Raw genomic sequence first — 11,457 nt, forward strand, 5'->3', positions numbered from 1 at the left:
TTGAGCATGCCCCGCATGCTCAAGGATCGTCCGGGGGACGATCCAACCCGATGCCGGGGACCGCCGCGTAGCGGTGGTGGAGGGGGCTCGCCGCAAGCGATATCGTTTGTGGAGGCCCCCCTCCACCAGCTGCGCTGGTCCCCCTCCCCGTGCCGGGGAGGATTGCTATTGCAGTTCCACCAGCGCCTTGACGAAGCCGGCCGGCTTGTCGCGCGTCGCATCCAGTGCCTCGGCCAATTGCCCCAGCGGATAGCGATGCGTGTAGAGCGGCGTCGGATCGAACCGCGCGCTCGCCACCGCGTCGATCGCCTCGCGCAGACCCTGCATCTGTACCGCCGGATCGCGCTCGTGCGCGTTGACCACGTCGATGCCCTTCCAGTTCCATTCCTGCATGTTGACCTGGCGCGGCCCGTCCTGGTGATAGCCGGCGACGACCAGTCGCCCGCCGAAGCCGATCAGCGCGGTGGCGAGGTCGAGCGGCCAGGGTTTGCCGACCGCCTCGATCACCCGCTCGCACAATCGCGGTTCGCCGTCGTCACCGGGGGTGAGCGCCTTGACCGTTTCGATGATCCGCCAGTGATCGTCCATCACGATCGTCTCGGCGGCGCCGTAATGGCGGGCGAGGTCGAGGCTTTCCTGCCGGCGTGAGATGGCGATGACGCGTGCGCCGGCATCGCTCGCGAGCTTGGTCAGCACCGCGCCGAGAAAGCCGATGCCGATGATCGCCACCGTCTGTCCGGCACGGATGTCGCTGCGGCGGAAGATGTTGAACGCGCAGCCGAGCGGCTCGCCCGGAAAGGGCTGCCCGTCGAGTGCGGCGGGCAGCGGCGCGACCCGGTCGGCCGGCGCGACGTCATAGCCGGCGAAGCTGCGATAGGAGAGCGCCGCGACCCGGTCTCCGACCGCCAATCCGCTGACGCCCGCGCCGAGCGCGTCGATCCGGCCCCAGCCTTCGTGGCCGAGCCCGCCCGGCTCGCCCGGATAGGTCAGCCACGGCAGACCCGCCCAGGGCTCGAGGTTCGAGGCGCAGACGCCGCAGCCTTCGAGCTTGAGCCGGACTTCGCCGGGGCCGGGCTGCGGCAGCGGCGCCTCGGTCAGCGTGATCTGCCCCGGCGCGGTCAGCACGGCCGCTGGCATGCGCTCTGCACCCAATTGGTTCTGCAACGATCTATCCTTCATGAACGAGCCCGGCATGGCGTCGACGCTGCATGGCAATATCGCCCGGCCGAGCGAACGCGGAGCGCGATCGCGCCGCCGCCGCGCGCGACGCTCATTCCGCCGCCACGGCGGAGGGGCGCGCCGGCGCATAGCGGTCGATCATCCAGGCGCAGAAATCGGCGAATTGCTGCGGGTCGCGCGCCGCGCTGCTGTGATGCGGCTGGACGCCGAGATGCTCGGGCGTGAAGCAGAAGGTCACCGTCACGTCGAAATCGGCGAGCGCCTCCATCTGCCGGTCGAACCAGTCGATCGCGTCCGGGCGGAAGCTGTCCGCCCAGCTGAGGCCGGTGCGCAGCCGCTTGGTGCCGAGCCGCTTCATCCACGCCACCGCCTCGTCGAGCCGCGGGTCCTGATAATGGAACCATTGCATCAGGCCCATCCGGTCGGCGACCGCGGCATAATCGTCGAGGCCGGGCTTGGCCGTGCCGTCCTCGCGGATCAGGCCCATGTAGAAGTGGCGGTAATAGCTCGACCCTTCCGCCTCGCGGTGCCGCGTCGTCGCGCCCCAGCTCTGCGGCAGGTCGAACAGCGAATACCAGAAGACGCGCGGCACGCGGTCGAGCAGCAGCTCGGCGGTGCGGCGCACGCCGAATTGCTGCACCTCTTCCGCGCCGAAGCTGCCGACGCCGACCTCGGTCGCCCAGATCGGCTTGTCGGGCACCACCGCCTCGATCTCGGCGATCTTGTCGGGCCAGGCGTGGATCGGCCACAGGTTCCAGTCGAGCGGAAAGCCGTGCACCGCGACGACGTCGACCGCGTCGAGTGCGCCGTAGCCGCGCATCCGCCGCACCCAGTCGGGATCGATCGGGCTCATCCCGCCGAGCACGCGCGTCACCGCCGGGTTGACCGCATGGATCGCCTGTCCGGCGCGGATCACCGTATCGGCGAAGATCGACCAGTCGGGATCGACCTCGACATCCCAATGCGACTTGTTGTTGGGCTCGTTCCAGATCATCGCGGCTTCGATCATGCCTGCCTCCCTTTCGCCGGATAGACCGCGGCCGGTCCGTATGCCTGATAGGGGACGGCGGCGATGCGGCACAGATAGACTTCGGCCTCCGGCTGCTGCTCGATCCGGAAGCCCGCCGCGCGCAACATCGCCGCGCTTCCCGCGGCATTGGGCGCCCACCAGTTGGTCCAGTCTCCGGCAAAGCGCTGCTCGATGAAGTGCAGCTTCGGATAGCCGGGTTCGTCGAACAGCGGCGGAGGCGTGTGCGTGCCGGGGACGAAGAAGGGATGGTCCTCCGGCACCGGGGCGATCTCGGTCGAACCTTGCTGCATCGTCTGGAACAGCATCAGGTCGCCGGCGACATGCTCGCGGATCAGGTCGAGCGCGAGCAACGGGTGGCGCAGATGGTAGAGCACGCCCATGAAGATGACGAGATCGAATCGCTCGCCAAGCGCGGCGACGTCATAGACGGAGAGGTTGCGGAACTCGATCCCCTCCTGGCCGAGTGCCGCGCTCGCCAGCCGTGCCTGGTCCAGATAGCGTTCGTCGCTGTCGATGCCGACGACCCGCGCGGCGCCGCGCCGCTTCATCTCGACCGAATAGAAACCGGCGTTGCAGCCGATGTCGAGCACCGACCGGCCGGTGAGGTCGGCGGGCAGCGCATCGGCGAAGCGCCGGTACTTGAAGCGGGGATAGTCGCCGAGGAAATGATCGGGCGCGGTGTGGATGCCGTGGCCGAGGTCGATGTTGTGAAACCAGGGGGCGAGGCGATCGACCTCGGCTTGCAGCGTTTCGGGTGTCATGCAGCGACCTGTTCGTTGAGGCTGATGAGCCTGGCGCCCCAGTCGCCGACGACGATGCGGCTGACCGAGGCGGGGCCGACGTCGAAGCGGAGCAGCCGGTCGAGCGGCAGGCCGAGCGCGAAGGCGACCGCGCCGCGGATCATGTCGGAATGGCTGACCAGCGCGATATGCGCGCCGTCCTGCTGCGTCGCGGCGGTGGTGATATAGCCGACGATCCGCGCCTGCGCCTCCGCCATCGTCTCGCCGCCGGGGACGCGGGCGGTGTCGCGATGATCGTTCCACGCCTGCCAGTCCGGTCCGCCGAGATCGGCGAAGGCGATGCCCGTCCAGTCGCCGAGGTCGATTTCGGTGAGCGCGTCAATCGGTTCGGGCGCCGGCAGGCCACAGGCGGCGGCGATCGCGGCGGCGGTTTCGCGCGTGCGTTCGAGGGGGCTGCACAGGATCCGCTCGATCGGCATGTCCGCGCGTCGCGCTGCCAGGCCGCGGCCGAGCGCCGCCGCCTGCGCGCGTCCGGCCTCGCTCAGCGGTACACCGGCGCGACGACCCGACAGCCGCTGGTCGAGATCGATATGGGCCGCGTGGCGGATCAGGAGAAAGGTCGCCGTCACTGTCCCGCCATTCCGCCGCCATCCCCCATGCCGCCCGGTCATCCCCAACAACGGATTGATCTCGGTTAACGAGATTACCGCATAACCCCGTAGGAACAAAGAAGAAGAACCTTCGTTCCACAAACGTAGCGAATAATCGCCAATTGGGGGCGGGTCGGCGGATGAACAGAAAAGACAGCAATACAGCGGTGGTGTCGTTGATCCGGATCAATAGACTATGACCGAAACGGTATTGATCACGGGTGGGGCGGGCTTCATAGGCCGCTTCGTTGGAGAAGAATTGCTGCGCCGCGGCAATCACGTGCGCGTTCTCGACAGTCTCATTCCGCAGGTGCACGGCGAGGTCGACCGGCCGCCGCTGCTCTCTGACGACATCGAGCTGATCCGCGGCGACGTGCGCGACGGTGCCGCCGTGACCCGCGCGCTCGACGGCGTCGACAGCGTCATCCACCTCGCCGCCGAAGTCGGTGTCGGCCAGTCGATGTACGAGGTCGAGCGCTATACCTCGACCAACGATGTCGGCACCGCGGTGCTGTTCGAGAAACTGATCGACCAGCCGGTGCGGCGCGTCGTCACCGCCTCGTCGATGTCGATCTACGGCGAGGGCCTGTATCGCGACGCCGACGGCCGTACGATCGAGGACGCCGAGCGCGGCGCGGTGCGCGACGGCATGGCGAACTGGGACCCGACCGACGCGCAGGGCCGCCCGCTGACCCCGATCGCAACGCCGGAATGGAAGCGGCCGAGCCTCGCCTCAATCTACGCGCTCAACAAATATGTGCAGGAGCGCACCACCCATATCATGGCCAAGCCCTATGGGATCGAGGGGGTCTGCCTGCGCCTGTTCAACGTCTATGGTCCGGGTCAGGCGCTGTCCAACCCCTATACCGGCGTACTGGCGATCTTCGCCTCGCGCCTGCTCAACGGCCAGCAGCCGATGATCTTCGAGGACGGCGAGCAGCGCCGCGACTTCGTCCACGTCAGCGACGTGGCGCGCGCCTTCGCCGATGCCCTAGTGTTGCCCGAGGCGGTCGGCGAGACGTTCAACATCGGTTCGGGCCAGGACCGGTCGGTGACGCAGGTCGCCGAGGCGCTGGCCAAGGCGATGAACAAGAACGACATCCGCCCGGAGATCGTTGGCAAGGCGCGGATCGGCGACATCCGCCATTGCTTCTGCGACACCAGCCTCGCCGAACGCCGGCTCGGCTTCACCGCGCGACAGGATTTTATCGAAGGGCTCGCCGAACTCGCCGAATGGGTCGGCGAACAGCGCGCCGAGGACAATGTCGCGCAGGCGCGGGCGGAGCTCGAACAGCGGGGGCTGGTCGCATGACGGCCGGTCTCGCAGAGCGATCCGGCGAAGCGGGGGCGTTCCGTGGCTGCTGAGGCGCCGATCCTCGTCACCGGCGGCGCCGGCTTCATCGGCTCGAACATCGCCGACCGGTTGGCTGGCGAGGGGCATGACGTCATCGTCTATGACGCGCTCAGCCGGCCGGGTGTCGAGCGCAATCTGCGCTGGTTGCAGGAGCGGCACGGCGACCGGATCACCGCGATCCGGGCCGACGTCCGCGACCGCGACGCGCTCGATCGCGCGGTCGCGCCGGCGCAGGCGGTGTTCCACATGGCGGCGCAGGTCGCGGTGACGACCAGCATGGACGATCCGCGCGACGATCTTGAGATCAACATCCTCGGCACGTTCAACCTGCTCGAGGCGGTGCGCCGCAAGCCCGGCACGCCGGTGATCTTCGCCTCGACCAACAAGGTCTATGGCGATCTCGCCGACCTCGAATTCGAACGGCAGGGCGAGGCCTATCAGCCGGTCGATACGAGCGTGCGGCGTCACGGCATCGGCGAGGACCGGCCGCTCGACTTCCACACGCCCTATGGCGTGTCGAAGGGGGCCGCCGACCAATATGTGCTCGATTATGCGCGCAGCTTCGGCGTGCCTGCAGCGGTGCTGCGGATGAGCTGCATCTACGGCCAGCGCCAGATGGGCACCGAGGATCAGGGCTGGGTCGCCCATTTCCTGATCCGCGCACTCGAAGGCCAGCCGATCACGCTCTACGGCGACGGCTATCAGGTCCGCGACATCCTCGACGTCGCCAATGCGGTTGAGGCCTATCTGCAGGCGTGGCGGCGGATCGATACCGTCAAGGGACGGGCGTTCAACCTTGGCGGCGGGCCGGACAATGCGATCTCGCTGCGCGTGCTGCTCGCCCATATCGGCCGATTGATCGGGCGCGAGGTGGCGATCCATGCCGCCGACTGGCGCGCCGGCGATCAGCGCTATTTCGTCGCCGACACGCGCGCCGCGGAGGCTGCCTTGGGCCTGTCGGCGCGGGTCGGCTGGCGGGAGGGCGTCGCGGCGCTGGCACGCTGGCTCGCCGCCGAACGCGGCTTCGACATCGCCATCGCCGATCCGCAGCCGATGGCGGCGGAATGAGGCTGCTGCTGACCACCGATGCGGTCGGCGGCGTCTGGCAGTATACGGCGGAGCTGGCGGTGGCGCTCGCCGCACGCGGCGTGACCAGCGTCGTCGCGGTGCTCGGGCCGCCGCCCAATGCCGACCAGCGCGCGATGCTCGATGCGGCGGGCCGGGCAGTGACGCTCGTCGTCACCGGCCTGCCGCTCGACTGGACCTGTCACGAGGCCGCGCCGGTCGAGGCCGCGGGCGCGGCGATCGCCGCGCTGGCAGTCGCGCAGGGCGTCGAGCTCATCCACTATAATATGCCGACGCTTGCTGCGGCGGGAGCGCCGCTGCCGTCGATTGCGGTGGCGCATGGCTGTGTCGCGACCTGGTGGCAGGCGGCGCGAGACGTGCCGCTCGCCGCGGCTTATCGCTGGCACCGCGCGCTCACCGCCACGGGGCTGCGCGCGGTCGACCGGGTGGTCGCGCCGAGCGCCGCTTATGCCGAGGTCGTCGCGCGCCATTATGCGCTCGCCCGACCGGTGCTCGCGATCCACAATGGCCGCAGCCTGCCGGAGGTCGCGCCTGCCGGCGCGCCCGCCGACGTCGCGCTGACGGTCGGGCGATTGTGGGACGACGTCAAGAACGCCGCTCTGCTCGATCGCGCTGCGGCGCGGCTGCCGATCCCCTTCCTCGCCGCCGGCGCGACGCGCGGGCCGCATGGCGAGACGATCCAGCTCGAGCATCTGCATAGGCTCGGCGAGGTGTCGGGCGCGCAATTGGCGCGGCATCTCGCGCGGCGCCCGATCTTCGTCTCCGCCGCGCGGTTCGAGCCGTTCGGGCTGGCGGTGCTCGAAGCGGCGCAGGCGGGATGTGCGCTCGTCCTCGCCGACATTCCGACGTTCCGCGAGCTGTGGGAGGGGGTCGCGCTGTTCGTGCCGGCCGACGGCCATGACCACGGCTGGTGCCGCGCGATCGAGGCGCTGGCGCTAGACGGTCCGCGTCGCGCCGCGCTCGGCGAGGCGGCGCGGCTGCGTGCCGCGCGCTACACACCGGCCGCGACCGCCGACCAGATGCTCGCGCTGTATCGCGCGACGCTCACCCGACCGACCATTCGAAGAGCCGCCGCATGAAGATCGTCTATTTCACACACAGCCTCGTCTCCTGCTGGAACCACGGCAATGCGCATTTCCTCCGCGGCGTGCTCAGCGAGCTGCTCGCGCGCGGCCACGACGTCCGCGTCTATGCGCCCGAACACGCCTGGAGCCTTGCCAATCTCGTCGCCGATCACGGGCCGGACGGGCTCGACGCCTATCGCGCCGCCTATCCCGAACTCGGCTCGGTCAGCTATCCGCTCGGCGCGGATGTCGCGGCGATGGTCGACGGGGCCGATCTCGTCATCGTCCACGAATGGAACGACCATGATCTGGTCGCGGCGCTCGGCGGGCTGCGGCGGCGGGGCGCGCCCTGGACGTTGCTGTTCCACGACACGCATCATCGCGCGGTCAGCGAGCCCGATCAGATGCGCGCCTATGACCTGTCCGGCTATGACGGCGTGCTCGCCTTCGGTGAGGCGCTGAGCGAGGTCTATCGCGGCTGGGGCTGGGGCGATCGGGTATGGACCTGGCACGAGGCGGCCGATGTCCGTCGCTTCCATCCGCCGGCCGAGGAGGGCCCGCGCGACGGCCTCGTCTGGATCGGCAATTGGGGCGACGGCGAACGGACCGAGGAGCTGGAGACCTTCCTGTTCGAACCGGCGCGGGAGGCAGGACTGTCGCTCGACATCTACGGCGTCCGCTACCCGCAATCGGCGCGCGAGACGCTCGCCCGCTATGGCGCGCGCTATCACGGCTGGGCACCGAATGCCGCCGCGCCGGGGCTGTTCGCGCGCGCGCTGGCGACGGTACACGTGCCGCGGCGCTATTATGCGACGATCCTCCCCGGCATCCCGACGATCCGCGTCTTCGAGGCGCTCGCCTGCGGCATCCCGCTCGTCTCGGCCCCGTGGCAGGACAGCGAGCGGCTGTTCCGCGACGGTGATTTCCTGATGGTATCATCGGGCGATGCGATGACCCAGGCGTTGCGCGACCTGCGCGAGGATGCGGATCTGCGCGCCGCGCTCGTCGCCTCGGGGCGCGAGACGATCCTCGCCCGCCATACCTGCGCGCATCGCGTCGACGAGCTGCTCGCCATCGTCGCGCGGATCGCGCCCCACGCCCGCAAGGACGCTGCATGAAGATCGCCTTTTACGGCTCCAGCCTGGTATCGAGCTACTGGAACGGTGCCGCCACTTATTATCGCGGCATCCTCAAGGCGCTGCACGCCCGCGGCTATGACATCACCTTCTACGAACCCGATGCGTTCGATCGGCAGCAGCACCGCGACATCGACCCGCCGCCCTATGCCCGGTCGGTGGTCTATCCCGCCACGGTCGAGGCGCTGAACGGCGTGCTGGCCGAGGCGGCGGCGGCGGATATCGTCGTCAAGGCGAATGGCGTCGGTGTGTTCGATGCGGAACTGCTCGACGGCATCGTCCGCCATGCGCGCGGCGACGCGCTGACCGTCTTCTGGGACGTCGACGCCGCCGCGACGCTCGACGAGATGCGCGCCGATGCGAGCCATCCGGTGCTGCGCGCGCTGCCGGCGCTCGACATGGTGCTGACCTATGGCGGCGGCCCGCCGGTGGTCGACGCCTATACCGGCTTCGGCGCACGGCATTGCATCCCGGTCTACAATGCGCTCGATCCGGAGACGCATCATCCGGTGCCGCGCGACGAGCGCTTCGCCTGTGATCTCGCCTTCCTCGGCAACCGGCTGCCCGATCGCGAGGCGCGGGTCGAGGAATTCTTCCTCCGCCCCGCCGCCGCGCTGCCCAGGCAACGCTTTCTGATCGGCGGCAACGGCTGGGAGAGCAAGGCGATGCCGGACAACGTCCGGCACCGCGGCCACGTCTATACCGCCGAGCATAACGCCTTCAACTGCACGCCGCGCGCGGTGCTCAACGTCGCGCGCGACAGCATGGCGCATATCGGGTTCTCCCCGGCGACGCGGGTGTTCGAGGCGGCGGGCGCCGCCGCCTGCCTGATCACCGACGCATGGGAGGGGATCGAGCAGTTCCTGATCCCCGACGTCGAGGTGCTGGTCGCCCGCGACGGGCAGGACGTCGCCGATCATCTCGCGGCTCTGACCCCCGACCGCGCCGCCGCGATCGGCGAGGCGGCGCGCCGGCGCGTCCTGGCGGAGCACACCTACGATCTGCGCGCCGAGCAGGTCGACGCGCTGTTCCGGGCGCATCGCGCGCAGGCGGCGACATGAGGCTCGTCGTCCTCGGCCTCAGCCTCGGATCGTCCTGGGGCAATGGCCATGCCACCACCTTCCGTGCCTTGCTCAAGGCGTTCGCCGCGCGGGGGCACGACATCCTGTTCCTCGAACGGGAGGTGCCCTGGTATGCCGGCGATCATCGCGATCTGATCGATCCCGAATATTGCGAGCTCGCCTATTACCGCGACCTCGCCGATCTCGAACGCTGGCGGGGCAGGGTGGCGCAGGCCGATGCGGTGATCGTCGGCTCCTACGTGCCCGACGGCGTCGCGGTCGGGCGCTGGGTGCAGGCAGAGGCATGCGGCGTCACCGCCTTCTACGACATCGATACGCCGGTGACGCTCGCCAAGCTGGCGCGCGGCGATTTCGAATATCTCTCGCCGGCGATCATCCCCGGCTACGACCTGTATCTCAGCTTCACCGGCGGGCCGACGCTCGACCGGCTCGAACGCGAGTTCAAGGCGCCCACGGCGCGCGCGCTCTATTGCTCGGTCGACACCGCCGCCTATCGGCCGCTCGACGTGCCCAAACGCTGGGACCTCAGCTATCTCGGCACCTATAGCGATGATCGCCAGCCGACGCTGACCCGGCTGCTGATCGACGTCGCCCGCGCCGAGCCGCAGCGCCGGTTCGCGGTCGCCGGCCCGCAATATCCCGCCGGCATCGACTGGCCGGACAATGTCGAGCGGATCGAGCATCTGCCGCCCGCCGGTCATGCCGCTTTCTATTCGGCGTCGCGCTTCACGCTCAACGTCACCCGCGCCGATATGATCGCGGCGGGCTGGTCGCCCTCGGTCCGCCTGTTCGAGGCGGCGGCGTGCGGCACGCCGATCATCTCGGATCGCTGGGACGGGCTCGACGCGATCCTCGCCGACGACGCGGAGATCATCCTGGCCGACATCGGCGACGACGTCCGCACGGCGCTGACGCGCGACGCCGCCGCGATCGGCGCCGCCGCGCGCCGCCGCGTCCTCGCCGCGCACGGCGCGGATACGCGCGCCGCCGAGCTGGAGGCCTATCTGGCCGATCGCATCACGGCGTGCGCGGCGTGACGGCGGCGACAGACGAACGTGCTTGCCTGGCGGAGCAAGCCCGGCAATGGAACGTTCCGGTAACGATCCTTGTTCGAGCAGGCTGATGAGAGACGATCCGACGCAAAGCGATCAAACCGACGGCGAGGTGGCGCGCTATCCGCAGACCGGGCGCTTCCTGATGGGGCGCGGCCGGACGCGGATGACGCCCGAGGAACGCCGCGTGCTGGAAGATACGGCGATGGCGGTGAAGGACTATCCCGCCCGTCATCATCTCGTCCGCCGTGGCGAGCCGGTCGACAGCAGCATGATGCTGATCGAAGGCTATGTGACGCGCTATATGGACGATCGCGAGGGCTATCGGCAGCTCGTCTCGGTCCACGTGCCGGGCGATTTCGTCGATCTGCACGGCTTTCCGACCGGGCGGCTCGATCATGACATCGGCACGCTCGGGCCGGTCAAGGTGGCGTTGTTCGATCATCAGGCGCTGGTCGGCATCACCGAACGCCATCCGACGCTGACCCGCTTCCTGTGGTTCGCGACGCTGATCGACGCGGCGATGCACCGCGAATGGATCTTCCGGCTCGGCCGGCTCGGCGCCGAGGGGCGGCTCGCGCATCTCTTCTGCGAATTGTATGCGCGGCTCGAGATGGTCGGGCTGGCGCAGGACGGACAGTTCGACCTGCCGCTGACCCAGCCCGATCTCGCCGAGGCGTGCGGGCTGACCGGCGTCCACGTCAATCGTACCTTGCGCACCTTGCGCGAGCGCGGCCTGCTCACCTTCAAGAACGGGCGGGTCGAGATTCTCGATCACCGTGGCCTGTGCACCACCGCCGAATTCAACAGCGATTATCTCTACTCGGACTGCGGCGTCTGGAAAACCTCGTGAGCATGGATGGCGGACATCCCCGTTGGTCCAGACGGTGGCGGGGGAGGTATCGATCGAGGTCGGGCAGGTGCTGCTCGACGGTCCGGGCGGTATCGCGGTGACGATGACGCCGGCCGCCGCGGCGGAGACCGGGCGGCGGCTGCTTGCGGCGGCGGACCGTATCGCGACGCAATCGGCGGGGTGACGTGGAGGGATCAGCGGCTATGCTGGCCCGCCGACCCATCCGGAGAT

The 11,457-nt window shown here is 69.1% G+C and carries 12 protein-coding genes; 8 read left to right on the forward strand and 4 right to left on the reverse strand.

Annotated features, from left to right (window positions below):
• Positions 1 to 165 precede the first annotated feature (165 nt).
• From BW41_RS01685 to BW41_RS01700, 4 genes are all read right to left on the reverse strand, one after another.
• Positions 166 to 1,137 carry an MDR/zinc-dependent alcohol dehydrogenase-like family protein gene (locus BW41_RS01685; RefSeq protein WP_081792828.1) on the reverse strand — a complete coding sequence of 324 codons (972 nt, stop codon included), beginning with the start codon at positions 1,135 to 1,137 and terminating at the stop codon, positions 166 to 168.
• Between the two features lie 133 nt (positions 1,138 to 1,270).
• Complete coding sequence (locus BW41_RS01690) at positions 1,271 to 2,188, reverse strand: glycosyl hydrolase (protein ID WP_037530622.1); 918 nt, start codon at positions 2,186 to 2,188, stop codon at positions 1,271 to 1,273.
• Complete coding sequence (locus BW41_RS01695; RefSeq protein ID WP_037530623.1) at positions 2,185 to 2,970, reverse strand: TIGR04290 family methyltransferase; 786 nt, start codon at positions 2,968 to 2,970, stop codon at positions 2,185 to 2,187. The genes BW41_RS01690 and BW41_RS01695 overlap by 4 nt, the downstream gene beginning before the upstream one ends.
• Positions 2,967 to 3,578: a histidine phosphatase family protein gene (locus tag BW41_RS01700; protein WP_037530624.1), complete on the reverse strand. Its 612-nt coding sequence runs from the start codon at positions 3,576 to 3,578 to the stop codon at positions 2,967 to 2,969. The genes BW41_RS01695 and BW41_RS01700 overlap by 4 nt, the downstream gene beginning before the upstream one ends.
• A gap of 217 nt (positions 3,579 to 3,795) precedes the next feature.
• Here BW41_RS01700 and BW41_RS01705 point away from each other — a divergent pair, with 217 nt between their 5' ends.
• The 8 genes from BW41_RS01705 (at position 3,796) to BW41_RS21425 (ending at position 11,410) form a co-directional block, all read left to right on the forward strand.
• Complete coding sequence (locus tag BW41_RS01705) at positions 3,796 to 4,911, forward strand: NAD-dependent epimerase/dehydratase family protein (protein ID WP_037530626.1); 1,116 nt, start codon at positions 3,796 to 3,798, stop codon at positions 4,909 to 4,911.
• Between the two features lie 42 nt (positions 4,912 to 4,953).
• Entirely contained in the window at positions 4,954 to 6,021 is a 1,068-nt protein-coding gene (locus BW41_RS01710) for an SDR family NAD(P)-dependent oxidoreductase (protein WP_037530630.1), read from the forward strand.
• Entirely contained in the window at positions 6,018 to 7,118 is a 1,101-nt protein-coding gene (locus tag BW41_RS01715; protein WP_037530633.1) for a glycosyltransferase family 4 protein, read from the forward strand. Before BW41_RS01710 ends, BW41_RS01715 begins: the two co-directional genes overlap by 4 nt.
• Positions 7,115 to 8,221 carry a CgeB family protein gene (locus BW41_RS01720; protein WP_037530636.1) on the forward strand — a complete coding sequence of 369 codons (1,107 nt, stop codon included), beginning with the start codon at positions 7,115 to 7,117 and terminating at the stop codon, positions 8,219 to 8,221. Before BW41_RS01715 ends, BW41_RS01720 begins: the two co-directional genes overlap by 4 nt.
• Positions 8,218 to 9,300, forward strand: coding sequence for a CgeB family protein (locus BW41_RS01725; protein WP_037530639.1), 1,083 nt, complete (start codon positions 8,218 to 8,220; stop codon positions 9,298 to 9,300). Before BW41_RS01720 ends, BW41_RS01725 begins: the two co-directional genes overlap by 4 nt.
• Complete coding sequence (locus tag BW41_RS01730) at positions 9,297 to 10,358, forward strand: CgeB family protein (RefSeq protein ID WP_037530642.1); 1,062 nt, start codon at positions 9,297 to 9,299, stop codon at positions 10,356 to 10,358. Before BW41_RS01725 ends, BW41_RS01730 begins: the two co-directional genes overlap by 4 nt.
• 85 nt (positions 10,359 to 10,443) lie before the next feature.
• Entirely contained in the window at positions 10,444 to 11,226 is a 783-nt protein-coding gene (locus tag BW41_RS01735; protein ID WP_037530645.1) for a Crp/Fnr family transcriptional regulator, read from the forward strand.
• Between the two features lie 22 nt (positions 11,227 to 11,248).
• A complete protein-coding gene (locus BW41_RS21425; RefSeq protein ID WP_200870317.1) occupies positions 11,249 to 11,410 on the forward strand; it encodes a hypothetical protein in 162 nt (53 codons plus the stop codon).
• The last annotated feature ends 47 nt before the right edge of the window (positions 11,411 to 11,457 follow it).

The sequence above is a fragment of the Sphingomonas sp. RIT328 genome (assembly GCF_000632225.1).
GTDB classification, from domain to species: domain Bacteria; phylum Pseudomonadota; class Alphaproteobacteria; order Sphingomonadales; family Sphingomonadaceae; genus Sphingomonas; species Sphingomonas kyungheensis.

Excerpts from the sequence above, each read along its gene's own strand:
- BW41_RS01685 (WP_081792828.1), bottom strand. The coding sequence starts at position 1,137 with ATGCCAGCGGCCGTGCTGACCGCGCCGGGGCAGATCACGCTGACCGAG.
- BW41_RS01690 (WP_037530622.1), bottom strand. The coding sequence starts at position 2,188 with ATGATCGAAGCCGCGATGATCTGGAACGAGCCCAACAACAAGTCGCAT.
- BW41_RS01695 (WP_037530623.1), bottom strand. The coding sequence starts at position 2,970 with ATGACACCCGAAACGCTGCAAGCCGAGGTCGATCGCCTCGCCCCCTGG.
- BW41_RS01705 (WP_037530626.1), top strand. The coding sequence starts at position 3,796 with ATGACCGAAACGGTATTGATCACGGGTGGGGCGGGCTTCATAGGCCGC.
- BW41_RS01715 (WP_037530633.1), top strand. The coding sequence starts at position 6,018 with ATGAGGCTGCTGCTGACCACCGATGCGGTCGGCGGCGTCTGGCAGTAT.
- BW41_RS01720 (WP_037530636.1), top strand. The coding sequence starts at position 7,115 with ATGAAGATCGTCTATTTCACACACAGCCTCGTCTCCTGCTGGAACCAC.
- BW41_RS01725 (WP_037530639.1), top strand. The coding sequence starts at position 8,218 with ATGAAGATCGCCTTTTACGGCTCCAGCCTGGTATCGAGCTACTGGAAC.
- BW41_RS01730 (WP_037530642.1), top strand. The coding sequence starts at position 9,297 with ATGAGGCTCGTCGTCCTCGGCCTCAGCCTCGGATCGTCCTGGGGCAAT.
- BW41_RS01735 (WP_037530645.1), top strand. The coding sequence starts at position 10,444 with ATGAGAGACGATCCGACGCAAAGCGATCAAACCGACGGCGAGGTGGCG.